Origin of the sequence: Actinomycetospora sp. NBC_00405 (assembly GCF_036044095.1) — a bacterium.
GTDB lineage: Bacteria > Actinomycetota > Actinomycetes > Mycobacteriales > Pseudonocardiaceae > Actinomycetospora > Actinomycetospora callitridis.
The window spans coordinates 2,610,175-2,625,994 of record NZ_CP107938.1; the positions used below are offsets into that span (position 1 = coordinate 2,610,175).

At 75.5% G+C, this 15,820-nt stretch carries 17 protein-coding genes; 8 read left to right on the forward strand and 9 right to left on the reverse strand.

Annotation, left to right across the window (positions count from 1 at the left end; genetic code table 11):
• Nucleotides 1-37 precede the first annotated feature (37 nt).
• Both OG774_RS12820 and OG774_RS12825 read left to right on the forward strand, forming a co-directional pair.
• Nucleotides 38-772: a TIGR03089 family protein gene (locus OG774_RS12820; protein WP_328309949.1), complete on the forward strand. Its 735-nt coding sequence runs from the start codon at nucleotides 38-40 to the stop codon at nucleotides 770-772.
• Nucleotides 769-1,932: a GDSL-type esterase/lipase family protein gene (locus tag OG774_RS12825; RefSeq protein ID WP_328309951.1), complete on the forward strand. Its 1,164-nt coding sequence runs from the start codon at nucleotides 769-771 to the stop codon at nucleotides 1,930-1,932. Before OG774_RS12820 ends, OG774_RS12825 begins: the two co-directional genes overlap by 4 nt.
• Before the next feature lie 85 nt (nucleotides 1,933-2,017).
• On the opposite strand, the gene OG774_RS12830 is transcribed toward OG774_RS12825, so the two are convergent.
• A complete protein-coding gene (locus tag OG774_RS12830) occupies nucleotides 2,018-2,509 on the reverse strand; it encodes a DUF805 domain-containing protein (protein ID WP_328309953.1) in 492 nt (163 codons plus the stop codon).
• A 106-nt stretch (nucleotides 2,510-2,615) separates the two neighbouring features.
• Nucleotides 2,616-3,773, reverse strand: coding sequence for an acyl-CoA dehydrogenase (locus OG774_RS12835; RefSeq protein ID WP_328309955.1), 1,158 nt, complete (start codon nucleotides 3,771-3,773; stop codon nucleotides 2,616-2,618).
• Nucleotides 3,774-3,922: 149 nt separating this feature from the next.
• Here OG774_RS12835 and OG774_RS12840 point away from each other — a divergent pair, with 149 nt between their 5' ends.
• Nucleotides 3,923-5,137: a glycosyltransferase gene (locus OG774_RS12840; protein ID WP_328309957.1), complete on the forward strand. Its 1,215-nt coding sequence runs from the start codon at nucleotides 3,923-3,925 to the stop codon at nucleotides 5,135-5,137.
• Here OG774_RS12840 and OG774_RS12845 read toward each other — a convergent pair.
• Nucleotides 5,106-6,401, reverse strand: coding sequence for an FAD-dependent oxidoreductase (locus OG774_RS12845; protein ID WP_328309959.1), 1,296 nt, complete (start codon nucleotides 6,399-6,401; stop codon nucleotides 5,106-5,108). The genes OG774_RS12840 and OG774_RS12845 overlap by 32 nt on opposite strands.
• Nucleotides 6,402-6,504: 103 nt before the next feature.
• Between OG774_RS12845 and OG774_RS12850 the strand changes: the two genes are divergently transcribed.
• The gene (locus tag OG774_RS12850; RefSeq protein ID WP_328310947.1) at nucleotides 6,505-7,107 is read left to right on the forward strand and encodes a TetR/AcrR family transcriptional regulator; all 603 of its coding nucleotides are present in this window, start codon (nucleotides 6,505-6,507) and stop codon (nucleotides 7,105-7,107) included.
• On the opposite strand, the gene purE is transcribed toward OG774_RS12850, so the two are convergent.
• From purE to OG774_RS12865, 3 genes are read right to left on the reverse strand one after another with little or no spacing between them, the layout of a single operon-like run.
• On the reverse strand, nucleotides 7,077-7,604 hold the full coding sequence (gene purE, locus OG774_RS12855) for a 5-(carboxyamino)imidazole ribonucleotide mutase (RefSeq protein WP_328309961.1): 528 nt from the start codon (nucleotides 7,602-7,604) through the stop codon (nucleotides 7,077-7,079). The two genes, OG774_RS12850 and purE, sit on opposite strands and share 31 nt — an antisense overlap.
• A gap of 11 nt (nucleotides 7,605-7,615) precedes the next feature.
• Complete coding sequence (locus tag OG774_RS12860) at nucleotides 7,616-8,803, reverse strand: 5-(carboxyamino)imidazole ribonucleotide synthase (RefSeq protein ID WP_328309963.1); 1,188 nt, start codon at nucleotides 8,801-8,803, stop codon at nucleotides 7,616-7,618.
• A gap of 23 nt (nucleotides 8,804-8,826) precedes the next feature.
• On the reverse strand, nucleotides 8,827-9,777 hold the full coding sequence (locus OG774_RS12865; RefSeq protein WP_328309965.1) for a GGDEF domain-containing protein: 951 nt from the start codon (nucleotides 9,775-9,777) through the stop codon (nucleotides 8,827-8,829).
• 173 nt (nucleotides 9,778-9,950) lie between these two features.
• Here OG774_RS12865 and OG774_RS12870 point away from each other — a divergent pair, with 173 nt between their 5' ends.
• The 3 genes from OG774_RS12870 to OG774_RS12880 all read left to right on the forward strand — a co-directional run bounded on the left by OG774_RS12870 (nucleotide 9,951) and on the right by OG774_RS12880 (nucleotide 12,686).
• Nucleotides 9,951-11,687: a sigma-70 family RNA polymerase sigma factor gene (locus OG774_RS12870; protein ID WP_328309967.1), complete on the forward strand. Its 1,737-nt coding sequence runs from the start codon at nucleotides 9,951-9,953 to the stop codon at nucleotides 11,685-11,687.
• The gene (locus OG774_RS12875) at nucleotides 11,684-12,184 is read left to right on the forward strand and encodes a GtrA family protein (protein ID WP_328309969.1); all 501 of its coding nucleotides are present in this window, start codon (nucleotides 11,684-11,686) and stop codon (nucleotides 12,182-12,184) included. The genes OG774_RS12870 and OG774_RS12875 overlap by 4 nt, the downstream gene beginning before the upstream one ends.
• Before the next feature lie 286 nt (nucleotides 12,185-12,470).
• A complete protein-coding gene (locus OG774_RS12880) occupies nucleotides 12,471-12,686 on the forward strand; it encodes a hypothetical protein (protein ID WP_274193024.1) in 216 nt (71 codons plus the stop codon).
• A gap of 3 nt (nucleotides 12,687-12,689) precedes the next feature.
• Here the strand turns inward: OG774_RS12880 and OG774_RS12885 are convergent, their stop codons facing one another.
• Both OG774_RS12885 and OG774_RS12890 read right to left on the reverse strand, forming a co-directional pair.
• Nucleotides 12,690-13,970 carry an ATP-binding protein gene (locus OG774_RS12885; RefSeq protein WP_328309972.1) on the reverse strand — a complete coding sequence of 427 codons (1,281 nt, stop codon included), beginning with the start codon at nucleotides 13,968-13,970 and terminating at the stop codon, nucleotides 12,690-12,692.
• A gap of 10 nt (nucleotides 13,971-13,980) precedes the next feature.
• Nucleotides 13,981-14,658, reverse strand: a complete 678-nt coding sequence (locus tag OG774_RS12890; RefSeq protein ID WP_328309974.1) for a response regulator transcription factor — start codon at nucleotides 14,656-14,658, stop codon at nucleotides 13,981-13,983.
• Nucleotides 14,659-14,707: 49 nt separating this feature from the next.
• Between OG774_RS12890 and hisN the strand changes: the two genes are divergently transcribed.
• A complete protein-coding gene (hisN, locus tag OG774_RS12895) occupies nucleotides 14,708-15,529 on the forward strand; it encodes a histidinol-phosphatase (RefSeq protein ID WP_328309976.1) in 822 nt (273 codons plus the stop codon).
• Here hisN and OG774_RS12900 read toward each other — a convergent pair.
• Complete coding sequence (locus tag OG774_RS12900; RefSeq protein ID WP_328309977.1) at nucleotides 15,526-15,771, reverse strand: hypothetical protein; 246 nt, start codon at nucleotides 15,769-15,771, stop codon at nucleotides 15,526-15,528. The genes hisN and OG774_RS12900 overlap by 4 nt on opposite strands.
• Nucleotides 15,772-15,820: the final 49 nt, after the last annotated feature.

The window sequence follows — 15,820 nt, forward strand, 5'->3', positions numbered from 1 at the left end:
TGCGTCGACCAGGGCCCACCGATAGCGTCGCGCCCCGATGACCGTGACCGACGCCCTGCTGAACCCCGTGCTCGCGGCCGACGCCGCGCGCCCCCTGATCACCTTCTACGACGACGCCACCGGCGAGCGGATCGAGCTCTCGGGAGCGACGTTCGGCAACTGGGTCGCCAAGACCGCCAACCTGCTGCGCGACGAGTGCGACGTCGAGCCGGGCATGACCGTGGCCGTGCTGCTGCCGGCGCACTGGCAGACCGCCGCGGCCCTGTGCGCGATCTGGTGGTGCGGCGCGGAGGCCGTCGCCGACCCCGCGGACGCCGACGTCGCCCTGGCCGCCGAGGACACGCTCGAGAACGCGACCGGCGCCGGCCTGGTCGTCGGGTTCTCCCTCGACGCGTTCGGGCGGGGCCTCGGCTCTGTCGAATCGGGTGGGCGACTGCCGTCCGGGGCCGTCGACTACGCGACCGAGGTCCGCCTCCAGGGCGACCACTTCGACCCGCTGACCCCGGTGCCCGACGACGCGCCCGCGCTCGCCGGGACCGACGTCGCCGGCGTCGTCGCCGGCGCCCGGACGCGCGCCGCCGAGCTCGGTCTCGGCGCGGACGACCGCGTCCTCAGCACCGCCGCGTGGCCCGTCGCGAGCGCCGGCGGCCTCGTCGACGGCTTCCTGGCCGTGCTCGCGGCGGGGGCCTCGCTGGTGCACGTCCGCCACCCCGCCGGCGACCAGGAGCGGCGCGCGGGGACCGAGAAGGTCACCCGGGTGCTCGACGCGTGATCAGCACCGAGATCACCCCCGAACTGGTGCGCGGGGCGCTCGAGCTGGAGCCCACCGGCGACGGCCTGCGCCCGCACCGCCTCCCCGCCCGGGCCCGGGCGCAGGCACATGCGATGCAGCACGCCGATAGGGGGCAGCTGCTGATGGCGGAGGCTCAGCCGTCGGGGGTGCGGCTGGTCCTGCGCACGCGGGCGTCGGTCGTCGAGCTGGACACGCTGCGCACCCGCGTCGGCTACCGCGGCCTGCCCCTGCGCCCCGACGGCGTCTACGACCTGCACGTCGACGGCCGGCTCGTCGCCCGCGCGGGGACGTCGGGCGGGCGGGTCCTGCGTCTCGACCCGGCCACGGGCGTCGCGGAGACCGAGCCGGGGCCGGCGGGCACGGTCCGGTTCGACGGACTGCCCGAGCACGACAAGGAGGTGGTGGTCTGGCTCCCGCACACCGAGATCACCGATCTCGTCGCCCTGCGCACCGACGCGCCGATCGCCGTGTCGCCCGTGGAGCGCCCCGTGTGGCTGCACCACGGCAGCTCGATCAGCCACGGCTCGAACGCCGCGAGCCCGTCGACGACCTGGCCCGCGCTCGCGGCCGCGCCAGGGGGCGTCGAGCTCGTCAACCTGGGCTTCGGCGGCAGCGCGATGCTCGACCCGTTCGCTGCCCGCGCGCTGCGCGACACCCCCGCCGACCTCCTCAGCATCAAGATCGGCATCAACCTCGTGAACGCGGACGTGATGCGCCGGCGCGCCCTCGGACCCGCGCTGCACGGGTTCCTCGACACGATCCGCGAGGGCCGCCCGACGACGCCGCTGCTCGTCGTGTCCCCGATCCTGTGCCCGATCCACGAGGACACCCCCGGTCCGGGCGCCGTCGACGTCGACGAGCACGGGGCGATGTCGTTCCGCGCGACGGGCGACCCCGCCGAGGTCCCCGCCGGGCGCCTCACGCTGCGGGTGATCCGCGAGGAGATCGAGCGCGTCCTCAGCCAACGGATGCCCGACGATCCGCACCTGCACCACCTCGACGGCCTCGAGCTCTACGGCGAGGCCGACGCCGCCGAGCTGCCGCTGCCCGACCGTCTGCACCCCGACGCGGCCACCCACGTCCGGATCGCCGACCGCTTCGCCGCCCGCGTCTTCGCGCCCGGCGGGCCGTTCGCCTGACCGCCGCAGACACCCCCGACACGACGACACCGGACCCGGCGAGTGCCGGATCCGGTGTCGGGGTCGTGCGGGAGAGCGTGTGGGATCAGGGCTGGCCCTGGTACCCCTGCTGCTGCGGGTGGCCACCCTGCTGGGGGTAGCCCGGCGCCTGCTGCTGCGGATAGCCGCCCTGCGGGTAGCCGCCGCCCATGGCGTCCTGCTTCGGGTCCATGCCGTGCTGGTTGGGGCCGCGGGTGCCCTCGAGGCACATGAACACCAGCAGGACGATGCCGCCGACGATCGGGATCAGGCCGATCAGGATCCACCAGCCGGTGCGGTCGGTGTCGTGCAGGCGGCGGACGGTGACGGCCAGTGTCGGGATCAGGACCCCGAGGGCGTAGATGCCCTGGAGCAGGCCGGGCGAGTAGAAGACGGCGGACCCGGTCGCGACCATCGTCGACGTCCCGATCAGCGTGTCGATCAGGCCCAGGACGATCGAGGCGATCGCGCTGAACAGCGTGAACATCCAGAATTCGGTGCGACGCGCACGCCCGTTGAAGTCGGCGTACTGCTTGAGCACCTTCAGGTACCACTGCATGGGGTGACCTCTCACGGAGCGTGGGCGGGGCCGCTCCGTTCTGGCGGTCCCTTTCGCCCGGCCAGACTAGCTACTCTCACACTCCGTGAGGAGTACCCCGAACGGGTTACTTCTTGAGGAGGCTCCTGGCCATGACCATGCGCTGGATCTGGTTGGTGCCCTCGTAGATCTGCGTGATCTTGGCGTCGCGCATCATCCGCTCGACCGGGAAGTCGACCGTGTAGCCGGCGCCGCCGAAGAGCTGCACCGCGTCGGTGGTCACCGACATGGCGGTGTCCGAGGCGAAGCACTTCGACGCCGACGCGATGAGGCCCATGTTCTTGACACCGCGCTCGGCCCGGGCGGCCGCCGCGTAGACGAGGTGCCGCGCGGCCTCGGTGTTCATCGCCATGTCGGCGAGCATGAACTGGACGCCCTGGAACTCGGCGACGGCCTTGCCGAACTGCCGGCGCTCGCGCACGTAGTCGACCGAGCCGTCGAGCGCGCCCTGCGCGATGCCGACCGCCTGCGCGCCGATCGTGGGCCGGGTGTGGTCGAGGGTGGCGAAGGCCGTCTTCAGCCCCGTGCCGGGCTCGCCGATGATGCGGTCGCCCGGGATGCGGCAGTTCTCGAAGTAGATCTCGGTGGTGGGCGAGCCCTTGATGCCGAGCTTGTGCTCCTTCGGGCCCACGGAGAAGCCGGGGTCGTCCTTGTGCACCACGAACGCCGAGATGCCGTTGGCGCCCTTGTCCGGGTCGGTCTTGGCCATGACCGTGTACCAGTCGGAGATGCCGCCGTTGGTGATCCAGCACTTGGTGCCGTTGAGCACCCAGTCGTCCCCGTCCTGCTGGGCGCGGGTGCGCATCGAGACGGTGTCGGACCCGGCCTCACGCTCGGAGAGCGCGTAGCTGATCATCGACTGGCCCGAGGCGATCGTCGGCAGCACCTGCTGCTTGAGATCCTCGGAGCCGCTCAGGATGATCGGCATCGAGCCCAGCTTGTTCACCGCCGGGATCAGCGACGCCGACGCGTCCACGCGCGCGATCTCCTCGATGACCATGCAGGCCACGATCGAGTCGCCGCCCTCGCCCCCGTAGGCCTCGGGGATGTGGATCGCGTGGAACCCGGCCTGCACGAGGGCCTTGCGCGCCTCCTCGGGGAACCGGGGCGTGTGGTCCACCTCGAACGCGTGGGGCGCGATCTCCTTCTCGGCGAGCGCCCGGACCGACTCACGCAGCGCGTCGCGCTCCTCGCCGAGGCTGTACAGGTCGAAATCGGGGTCCACGGCGATCCTCCATACACGGCTGCGTTCCGCCCACACGATACTCGGACGTCCGACCATCATGGCCCTCGCACGACCCCGGAGGGATGTGGTCCCGGCTACGCTCCGCCCCCGTCGCCACGTCCACAACCCCGAGGCGAAGGAGTCCTGCGATGCGGGCACTACTGGTCACCGCGGGGTCGCGGGGAGACGTGGCGCCGTTCCTCGCGCTGGCGCGCCACGGGGTCGCCCGGGGCGACGAGGTGCACCTCGCGGTCACCCGCGAGGCCCGCGACGACGCCGACCGCACGGGCGCCGTCGTGCACGGGCTCGACGGCGATTTCGCCGCGCTCGTCGCGGCCCAGGGCACCTCGCCGTGGACGGCGCTGCGGACCTACCGGACGACGATGGCGCCGATGCTCGCGGCCATCGAGCGCTCCGCGGTCGCCGCGGCGCTCGCCGCCGCGCCGGACGTGCTGCTCACCCACCCGAAGATCCTCACGGCCGGCGCGATCGCGGCCCGCCGGGGACGGCCGTGGGTGCGCGCGGAGATCGTGCCGACGCTGACGCCCACCCGCGACTTCCCCGCCGCAGGCCTCCCCGTCCCCGACGTCCCGGCCCTGAACCCCCTGACCTTCCGCGCGCTCGCCGCCGGGGCCCGGCTCGGCGAGCGCGCGGCCCGGCGGCGCGTCGAGCGCGACATCGGACCGCTGCCGCCCGGCGCCGCCCCGACCCGCACCCTCGTGCCGGTCAGCCCGGTCCTGCTCCCCCGGCCGGACGACTGGCCCGCCACGACCGTCGTCACCGGCCGGTGGGTGGACCCGCCCGACGGCGCCGCCGGCCCGCCCGACCCCGAGCTCGACGCCTTCCTCGCCGCCGGCGACGTCACCTACGCGGGCTTCGGCTCCATGGCGCGCGGCGACCCCCGTACCCGGGCCCGCAGGATCGTCGACGTCCTGCGTGCCCGCGGTGCGCGGATCCTGCTGGTCACGGGGTGGGGCGGGCTCGAGGTGCCCGACGACCTCGCCGGCCCGGACGTGCTCGTCCGCCGGTCGGTCGACCACACGTCCGTGCTGCCGCGCTGTACCGCCGCGCTCCACCACGCCGGCGCGGGGACCGCCCACGCCGTGGTGGCCGCGGGCGTGCCCTCGGTGCCCGTGCCGATGTTCGCCGACCAGCCCTTCTGGGCGCGGCGGCTGCACGCGGCCGGGCTGGCGGGGCCGCCGGTGCCGGGCGGCCGTCTCACCGCCGCGCGGCTGGACCGTGCTCTCGACGCCCTGCCGCCCCGTGCCGACCTGGCCGGCCCCGCCGCCCGGATGGCGGCCGAGGACGGGGTCGGCGTGGCGTGGGGGGTGCTCACCGACGTGGCGGGTGTGCCGCGCTCGTGACCGGTGACCGCCGGGCGAAGTCGGGGGCGCGCTCGGGACGCAGGCCGACCCCGATGAGGTAGGCCGGCACCGCCGTCGCGGGCGGGAACGCCGCGGCGATGCGGCGCACGATCCGCGGCGGGCCCGCCATCCGTCCCTCGAGGGCCGGCGTCACGATCGCCCGGTGCAAGAGGCGCTGGAGCGTCTGCACGGCGACGGTCGGCAGCAGGCGGCGGCGGCGCACGCGGTCGAGGTCGGCGCCCGTCACCTCTCCCTCGAGCAGGGGCCCCGCGAGCAGGGTCGCGGTGGCGACCGCGTCCTGCACCGCGAGGTTGATCCCCACTCCGCCGATCGGCGACATCGCGTGCGCGGCGTCGCCGATGCAGAGCAGCCCGTCGACGTGCCAGCGACGCAGCCGGTCGAGGCGCACGTCGAGGAACTTGACGTCGTCCATGCTCTCCAGGGCGTCGACGCGGTCGGCGAGGTCGGGTGCGAGGTCCGCGACGTCGGCGCGGAAGGCCTCGATCCCCCGGGCGCGGATCTCGGCGTCGCGCCCCTTCGCCGACATGGAGGCGACCTGGAGGTAGCCCTCGCGCGGGATCACCACCGCCATCCGCCCGGGGCCGATGCGCGGGGTGAGCGCGGGCCGGTCCTCGCCGGCGCGGCGGGGCAGCCGGAACCACCAGGCGTCCATGGGGCACGGGAAGTCGACGACCTGCAGCCCGGCCTGGGCGCGGGCCTTCGAGCCGCGGCCGTCGCAGGCCACGGTGAGGTCCGCGGCGAGCTCGCCGGTGGCGCCGTCCGCGGTCCGGTACGCCACCCCGGTGACGCGTCCCGCGGCGTCGCGACGCAGGTCGGTGACCTCCGTGCTGCGGCGCAGCGTGAACGTCGGCTCGGCCTCGGCGGCGTCGGCGAGCAGGTCGAGGAGATCCCACTGCGGGACCATCGCGACGTACGGGTGGGCAGTCCAGCGGACGCAGCGTCCGGCGAGGCGGCGGAAGTCGCCGACCACCAGGCTCTCCCCCTCGCCGACCTCGCCGACCGGGAACGCGACCTCCTCCATCCGGCTCTGCGGCAGGGCGTCGAAGCGCTCGCCCAGGCCGAGCTCGTCGAGCAGGTCGAGCGTCGTCGGGTGGACGGTGTCGCCGCGGAAGTCCCGCAGGAAGTCGGCGTGCTTCTCGAGCACGGTGACCTCGACCCCCGCCCGGGCCAGCAGCAGCCCGAGCACCATCCCCGCCGGGCCGCCCCCGACCACACAGCACGTCGTGCGCTCCACGGTCCCCACCCCATCCCTGCTGATCTCAACACCTGTTGAATCCGAGTGTGCGCGCGCCGGCGCAGGAAATCAACGGCTGTGGAAAAACGGTAGGGTCGGCCTCGTGACCGACATGAGGGGGTCCGCCCGGCGGGGGCGCCGCCCCGGCGACTCCGGCACGCGGGAGTCGATCCTCGACGCGGCACGGAGCCGGTTCAGCTCGGAGGGCTTCCGCTCGGCCACCGTGCGGGCCATCGCCGGCGACGCGGGCGTCGACCCGTCGCTGGTGATGCACTTCTTCGGCACCAAGCAGGCGCTGTTCGTGGCCGCCATGGAGTTCCCGATCAACCCGGCGGACGTGGTGCCCCACATCGTCGGGCCCGGGGTCGACGGGTTGGGCGAGCGGCTGGTCCGCTTCCTGCTCGGGCTCGTCGACGAGCTCGGCGAGGCCAACCCGATGCTCGGGCTCGTGCGCTCGGCCGTCGGTCATCCCGACGCGGCCCGGATGATGCGGGAGTTCCTCGGCGAGGCGATCCTCGACCGCGTGGCGGCCGCCATCGAGGCCGATCGTCCGCGCCTGCGCGCCGACCTGTGCGCCTCGCAGATCGTCGGGATCCTGATGGCCCGCCAGATCCTCGCGCTCCCCGAGCTCGCCGCCGCCGACCGCGAGACCCTCGTCGGGGTCTACGGCCGGACGATCCAGCGCTACCTCACGGAGCCGCTGGACTCCTCATGAGCGCGCGCGGCGAGCGCGGCGTCCTTGGTGGCGACGGTCTCGGCGAGCCCGGCCTGGAAGCGCTCCATCGCCCGGGCGAGCTCCGCGTCCGACGCCCCGAGGATGCGCACCGCGAGCAGCCCCGCGTTGCGCGCCCCGCCGATCGATACCGTCGCGACGGGCACGCCGGCGGGCATCTGCACGATCGAGAGCAGCGAGTCCATGCCGTCGAGGTGCGCGAGCGGCACCGGCACGCCGATCACCGGCAGCACGGTGGCCGAGGCGACCATGCCGGGCAGGTGCGCCGCCCCGCCCGCGCCGGCGATGACCACCCGCACGCCGCGGCCCGCGGCGGCGCCGGCCCAGTCGAGCATCGTGCGCGGGGTGCGGTGCGCCGAGAGCACCCGCGCCTCCCAGCCCACGCCGAACTCGTCGAGCGCGGTCGCGGCGGCGCGCATCGTCGGCCAGTCGGAGTCGCTGCCCATGACGACGGCGACGGGCGGGGTGGTCTCACTCATGCGTTGCCCCCTCAGTCATGTGCTGCCCATCCGTCGCTCCACACGCCGGTGGAGAGGTGGTCGGCGGCGAGGCGGGCGCGGGTGCGCACCTCGTCGAGGTCGTCCCCGCGCACGGTCACGTGGCCGATCTTGCGGCCGGGACGCTCGGCCTTGCCGTAGAGGTGCACGCGCGCGTCGGGGAAGCGCGCATAGGTGTGGTGCAGGCGCTCGTCGATGCGCATCGCGGGCGTCGGGTCGCCGCCGAGGACGTTGGCCATGACGGTGACCGGCGCGGTGGTCGTCGTCGCGCCGAGCGGGTAGTCGAGCACCGCCCGCAGGTGCTGCTCGAACTGCGAGGTCACCGAGCCCTCGATCGTCCAGTGCCCCGAGTTGTGCGGGCGCATGGCGAGCTCGTTGACGACGAGGCCGTGCTCGGTCTCGAAGAGCTCCACCGCGAGCAGCCCGACGACGCCCAGCGCCGCGGCGATGCGCAGGGCGAGCTCGCCGGCCTCCTCGGCGCGCTCCGGATCGAGCCCCGGCGCGGGGGCGAGCACCTCGGTGCAGATGCCCTGCTCCTGGACCGTCTCGACCACCGGCCACACGGCCGCCTGGCCGAACGGCGAGCGCGCCAGCAGGACGGCGAGCTCGCGGCGCAGGGCCACCCGCTGCTCGACCATGAGCGGGGTGCCGGCGGCCAGGAGCTCGTCGACCGTGCTCCGCGCCTGCTCGGCGTCGTCGAGGATCCACACGCCGCGCCCGTCGTAGCCGCCGCGCACGGCCTTCAGCACCACCGGCCAGCCCTGGTCGGCGGCGAACCCCAGGACGTCCTCGATGCCCGCCACCGCGGCGAACGGCGGCACGGGCTCCCCGAGCTCGGCGAGCCGGGTGCGCATGACGAGCTTGTCCTGCGCGTGCAGCAGCGCGACGGGGCCGGGGTGGACGGTGTGGCCCTCCTCGACCAGGGCCCGCAGGTGCTCGCCGGGCACGTGCTCGTGGTCGAAGGTGATCGCCTCGGCCCCGGCACCGGCCCTGCGGAGGGCGTCGAGGTCGGTGTGCTCGCCGAGGACGACGTCCGGCGCCACCAGCGCCGCGGGCTCGTCGGGCCCCGCCGCGAGCACCCGCAGCGACTGCCCGAGGGCCACCGCCGCCTGGTGCGTCATCCGCGCCAGCTGGCCGGCGCCGATCATCGTCACCACGGGCAGGCCGGTGCGCTCGTCCACGGTCGGGAGACAGTACGCGCTGATCAGAACTCTGCGGGGCCCGGCTCGGCAGGGCCCGTCTCGTCGGGGCCCTCGTCACGCAGCCGCTCCAGCAGCGCGCAGGCGCCGTCGTGGGTGGCGGGCAGGCGCGCGATCCGCACCGAGGGCGTCCCCACCAGGCCCTCGGCGGCGGCGAGCCGGCGTGTGAGCAGGCGGCGCAGCACGGCCGCCCGCTCGGCGAGGCCGTCGCGCGGGGCGAGGACGACGACGGTGCCGCGCCCGACGACCGCGATCGACTCGCCGGCGTCGAACACGACCCCGGCCGCCTCCCCGGCGATCGTGAGCGGCGCGACGCGGCGCCAGTCGCGGACGTCGAGCGCGAGGACCACCAGCGCGTGCTCCTCGCCCGCAGCGCGGCCGTGGGCGCGGGCGCAGCGGTAGACCTCGGCGAGGCGGGTCCGTAGGTAGCGGACGCTCGCGAGCCCGGAGAGCGGGTCGACGGCGGCGGTCTCGGCGAGGTCGCCGCAGGCCACGTCGGTCCAGGCCAGCGAGACGGCGCGCAGCAGCCGCACGCCGTCGGGTCCGCGGACGGGAGACGGGGACACGTCCAGGGCCGACGGCGTCGGGTCGTCCCGGCCCGACGCGTCGGACCCCGCGCCACCGGAGACCGCGGTGTTGAGGGCGGCGAGGTCGGTGAGGGTCTCGGCCAGCCCGACGCCTGCGCCGGCCCGGGCGCCCGCCCACCGGGCGAGGGCCCGCTCCACCGCGCGGTCGCGGGCGGCCGTGCCGGCGTGGCGGGCGGTGACCACGGCGCACACCGCGTCCACCGCCGGGTCGGGCCACTCGACGGCGGCGCCCCAGCCCAGCGCACTGCTGCACGCGAACCACCGCTCCCGCAGCACGGCGGCACGCCCGGGTCGCGGGGTGGCCCCGTCGACCACGGCACGACCGGGTCCGGTACCGGCCGGGCCACCCGTGTTCGTCCTGACGTCCATCCCCGCGCCGACCTCCGGCGTTCGTCGTTCTGCTGCCTGCCGTCGTAGGACCCGCGTGAGGTCCACGGCGAGGAGACGCGCGGGGACGTCGCCCATGACGGTGACGGTCACCGATTCGGCCGATCGCTGCAGGACACACTGCGCCGGACGGGTGAGGGGGGTGGTCAGAGACGATGCCGCCGGACGAGGACGGGCAGGTCGGTGACGTCTCCGACCCCGACGACACCGCTGACGACTCTGCTGGGCGTCCCGGGGAAGACCTGCGCAGCGACGCCGACCTCATCGCCCGCCTGCGCGGTCGCGGCGCGGACCGGGACTCGACCGACGCCTTCGCGACGCTCTACGGGCGTCACCAGCAGGCCGCACGCGCCCTGGCCCGCCAGCTCGCCCGCTCCCCCGCGGACGTCGACGACCTCGTGGCGGGCGCGTTCACGCGCATGCTCGAGATCCTGCGCGCCGGCCGCGGGCCCACCGACGCGTTCCGGGCGTACCTGCTGACGTCGGTGCGGCACCTCGCCTACGACCGCAGCCGCGCCGAGCGCCGCCTCGACCTCACCGACGACATCACCGACGTCCACGGCATCGACCCCGTCGGCACGATCGTCCCGTTCACCGACCCCGCGCTCGCGGGGCTCGAGCGCACCCTCGCCGCGCGGGCGTTCGCGACGCTGCCCGAGCGCTGGCAGGCGGTGCTCTGGCACCTCGAGGTCGAGGGTGACAGCCCGGCCGACATCGCGCCGCTGTTCGGCCTGACCGCCAACGCCGTCTCCGCGCTCGGCTACCGCGCGCGGGAGGGTCTGCGGCAGGCCTACCTGCAGGAACACCTCGCGTCCGGGTCCGGACGGTGGGACCGCCGCCACCGCGAGACCGGCGAGAAGCTCGGCGCCTACACCCGGGGCGGGCTCGCCCGCCGGGAGGCGCAGCGGGTCGAGGCGCACCTCGCCGAGTGCGGCGAGTGCCGCGCGCTCGCCGACGAGCTGCGCGACGTCAACGCCGGCATGATCCGCTCCGTCGTCGCGCCGCTCGTGCTCGGCGCGGGGCTCGTCGGCTATCTGGCGTCGCGCGGCTCCACCGGCCCGCTGGCCTTCGATGCCAGCACGGGCGAGCTCGCCATCGCCGGCGGCGGCGCGCTGGGCGTGCTCGGGGCGCTGACCGGGATCACCGGCGCGCCCCGCCCCGCGGCGCCGAACCGCATCGGTGTCGTCGGCGCCCTCGGCCTCGCGGGCGTGGTGGGCGTCGCGGCGTTCGTCGTCGGCGACGTCGTCGAGCCACCCGCCTCGCCGCCGCAGGCCGCGCCGGGGCTCGCCCTACCGCCGCAGGCCGCGCCCGGGCTCGCCGTACCGCCCATGGCGCTGCTGCCGCCGCGGCTGCCCGGGGTGCCGGTCGCGCCGCCGATGTCCCCGATGTCCCCGATGTCCCCGCCGGCCCCGACGCCTGTCCCCCGCGATCCCGCCCTGGCCGTGCCCGACCTCGCCGGCCCCGGCGCCGGGGAGGCGGGGGGCACCGGAAACGCCAGAAGCACCGGGGGCCGGACCGCGGCGACGGTGTCCGCGGGAGCGGGTCGCACCCCCGCGGGGACGGACCGCATCCCCGCAGGAACGGATCGCACCGCCGCCAGGTCGTCGTCGGACCCGACCCTGCGGTCCGCGGACCGGACCCCGGCGCGCCCCGCGGACCGGATCCCGGCGCGCTCCGCCCCCCGGTCCGCGCCGACGTCGGCAGGAGGGCCGGACCGGGAGTCCGCGGCCCGGCCCGCCACCGCGGCGCTGGTGGTCCTCGTCCCGGAGCGCAGCCGCCCGTCCGCGGCGGACTGTGCCGTGACGACCCGCCTGCCGGTGCTGGGATCGGCGAGCCTGGTCTGCCCGATGGGCCGTGCGGAGCGGGAGGCGCCTCTAGACTCGCGCCGATGACCGAGCACCGGACGCGCGGCGTGCCGCTGCTGCAGGGGTGGCTCGCCCGGCTCGCGGAGCGTCACGGCGAGCTCTTCAAGTTCGCCGCCGTCGGGGCGATCACGTTCGTCGTGGACACCGCGGTGTTCGTCACCGCCAAGTCGACGGTGCTCGAGCCCAAGCCCGTCACCGCCAAGGTCCTCGCGGTGCTCGTGGCGACGATCGTCGGGTACGTCCTCAACCGCGAGTGGTCGTTCCGCCTGCGCGGGGGCCGGGGGCGCCCGCACGAGGCCCTCCTCTACTTCGCGGTGTCCGGTGTGGCGCTCGGCATCAACGCCGCCCCGCTCGGGATCTCCCGCTACGTGCTCGACCTCGCGCAGCCCGCGGTGTCGGCGCTCACCGAGCACGTCGCCGACCTGGTCAGTGCCCAGATCATCGGCACCCTCCTCGCCATGATCTTCCGCTGGTGGGCGTTCCGGCGCTGGGTGTTCCCCGACGAGGTCGGTCCGCTGCGCTGAGGTCGCCCCGACCCCGTCCCCTTGCCCGTCGTGATCGCCCGGGGCCCGATCGGGGGACCGGACTGGACCCGACGGAGGCGGCGGTCCTCGCACGGTCGCGACTCGACGACCGTCGGTCTCCGCCCAGGGGCCGGTCACCGCCCGATCGCGGAAGGAAACGCAAGGTTCTTGATACCTTCGGTACCGCGCTCCCGACCGGACGGTCGGGTGGTTCGGGACACCAGGACGCGGAGGAGGACCTGCTGTGCCCAGACTACCGTGCCCCCGTCGGCCCGCCCGCCGGGCCGTGACCACGGATCCTCTGCTGGAACACGACGAGCTCGAACACTGCGACGGACTCATGGTCCTCGTCCTCGATCCCGTCACCGGCGCCGCCGACACCTACGGCCCCTACCCCGCCGGACGGGCGCGTGCCGAGGCCGACGGTCGGCGCCAGGAGCTCGACGCGGAGGACCTCACCGAGGTCACCGTCGCGCTCGTGCGCCACCACCGCCCCCGCTAGCCCCTACCGCGGCCCCGTCGTCGGCAGCGGTCGCGGCGCGGCGACGGTGCGGTCGGTGCGCGGGACGGGCAGGAACACGGCGAAGGTCGCCGGCTTGGTCCGCGCGAGCTCGAGGCGCCCGCCGTCGGCCTCGACGAGCGCGCGGGCGAGGGCCAGCCCGACGCCGGTCGACGCCGCCCCCGACACCCCGCGGTCGAAGACGTGCGGGGCGAGCTCCGGCGGGACGCCGTCCCCGTGGTCGCCGACCTCGACGACGATCATGTCGTTGTCCGAGACCCGCGCCGCCAGCGTGACCGTCCCCCGCCCGTGACGCAGGGCGTTGTCGACGAGCACCCCCAGCGCCTCGCGCAGTCGTCCCGACGTGGCGCGCGCGACCAGCCCCTCCGGCGCCCGCACCCGCACCGTGCGGCTCTCGGCGCGCAGCGGGTCGCGCCACTCGGCGGCGACCGCCTCCAGCTCGCCCGACACCTCGACCGGCGCCGCCCCGGCGGCGCGCGCCTCGCGGGCGGACGCGAGCAGCTCGTCGAGCACCTCGGCGAGTCGCTCGGCCTGCTCGAGGGCCGCCGCGCCCTCGCCCGCGACGTCGTCGTCGGGATGGGCGGCGAGCTCGTCGAGGCGCAGCTGCAGCGCGGTCAGCCGGCTGCGGAGCTGGTGGGACACGTCGCCCACGAGCTCGCGCTCGCGCTGGAGGAGCTCGGCGAGCGCCGTGGCCGAGGAGTCCAGGACGTCGGAGACCCGGTCCAGCTCGGGGATGCCGTGGCGGTGCGGCGCGGGCCGGAAGTCGCCCGCACCGAGCCGGGCCGCGCGTCCCGCCACCTGCTGCAGAGGGTCCGCGAGCCGCCGGGCGGTCAGCGTCGCGACGACCGCACCCACGCCCACCGACAGCAGCACCGCAGCCAGCACGAGCGCCGTCGCCTGCAGCTGGCGGTTGCGCATCTCGGTGATCGGCTCCGAGAGCACCGCCGACCCGGACAGACCGAACGGCAGCGTCTCGCTGACGGTCGCGCCGGGCTCGAGGATCCCCAGCGTGCTGACCCCCCGCGGCGTGCGCACCACCAGCGACCCGCCGGGCGGCACCGCGATGCCGACCGCGCTGAGGTCCACCGCCCGGTCGGCCGAGACCTGCGTGTCCAACGTCGCGACGACCTGGCGCAGCCGGGAGTTGATGTCCGCGCGGGTGAAGTCCTCGACCAGCCGCCACGTGGTGAGCGCCAGCGGGCCGCCCAGCACCGCCACCGTGATGGTGACGACGAGGAGCGTGGAGATCAGGATCCGACGGCGCACGCGGGACGACCTAGGTGTTGAAGCGGAACCCGACGCCGCGCACCGTGCTGATGCGGCGGCCGCCGCCCACCCCGGTGCCGCCCTCGTCGGCGAGCTTCCGCCGCAGCCACGACATGTGCATATCGAGGGTCTTCGACGTCTTCATCTCCGGGTCGTTCCACACCTCGCGCAGGATCTCCTCGCGGGAGACCACCTGCCCGGCGTGCGCCATGAGCACCCGCAGGAGCTCGAACTCCTTGTTGGCCAGCCCGACCTCGACCCCGTCGACGGTGACCCGGCGCGCCGACGGCTCGAGCCGCACCCCGCCCGCGTCCAGCACCTCCGGGGCCCGGCGCCGCAGCAGCGCCCGCACCCGGGCCAGCAGCTCGGCCAGCCGGAAGGGCTTGCCCACGTAGTCGTCCGCGCCCGCGTCGAGCCCCACGACGAAGTCGACCTCGTCGGTGCGCGCCGTGAGCATGAGGACCGGGAGATCCGGCTGGTCGGCGCGCACGCGCCGGCAGACCTCGAGGCCGTCCATGCCGGGCAGGCCGAGGTCGAGCACCATCAGGTCCGGCCCCGCCGCACCCGCGCGGTGGAGCGCGGCCTGACCGTCGCCGACGACGTCGACCTCGTAGCCCTCGCGCTGCAGCGCCCGGGACAGGGGTCCGGCGATCGCCGCGTCGTCCTCGACGAGCAGCACCGTGGTCACGGCGCCACAGTAGACCGGTGGTCGGCGTCTGCTGGCACGATCGCCCGCCATGAGCCCCACGGAAGGACGAGCCGGACGAGCCGGACATTCCGACGACCTGGCCCTCGCCCTGGCCCTCGCCGACGCCGCCGACGCGGTGACGCTGCCGCGCTTCCGGGCGGCCGACCTGCGCATCGAGCGCAAGCCCGACCGCACCCCCGTCACCGACGCCGACACCGCGTGCGAGGACCGCCTGCGGTCGGTGATCGCCGACCACCGGCCCGACGACGCCGTGCTGGGCGAGGAGCGCGGCGGCGAGCTCGGGGCCGGCCGCGTCTGGGTGCTCGACCCCATCGACGGCACCAAGAACTTCTCCCGCGGCGTGCCGGTGTGGGCGACACTGATCGGCCTCGTCGAGGACGGCCGTCCCACCGTCGGCGTGGTGTCGGCGCCGGCCCTCGGGCGGCGCTGGTGGGCCGCCGCCGGCAGCGGCGCCCACACCAGCGATCCCGTCCGCGGGGTGGAGGACGAGCGCATCAGGGCGTCCGGCGTCGGCGACCTCGCCGACGCCTACGCGTCCACCACCGACCTCGACCACTGGCGCACCATCGGGCTCCAGGACCGCTGGCTCGCCCTGACGCAGGCGTGCTGGGAGAGCCGCGGGTTCGGCGACTTCTGGCACCACTGCCTGGTCGCCGAGGGCCTGATCGACGTCGCCGTGGACCCCGCGGCCAACACCTGGGACCTCGCCGCCGCCCAGGTGATCGTCGAGGAGGCCGGCGGGCGCCTGACCGACCTCGCCGGCGTCGTCCGCTGCGACGGCGGCGACGCCCTGGTGACCAACGGGCACCTGCACGACGCGGCCCTCGCGATCCTCACGCCCGAGCGCTAGCCGGACGCCGCGAGCCGCGCCCACACCAGCCGCCCGAACAGCGAGAAGCAGGCGGCCGACTCGTCGTCGAACCGCGTCCACTCGAACCGTCCATCCCGCTCGCACCAGAACACCTCCCAGGTCCCGTCCCCGTCGGCCACGGCGCGCACGCACCACGCCCGATCGGCCTCCGCGCCCACGCTGACGGCCGCGTCGGCCACCCCGGCCGCGACCAGCCAGCCCGCCAGCTCACCGGCTCGCACACGGGGTCCGACGCAGCCGGGGCCCGAACGGTTCCGTCGGGATCGGCGT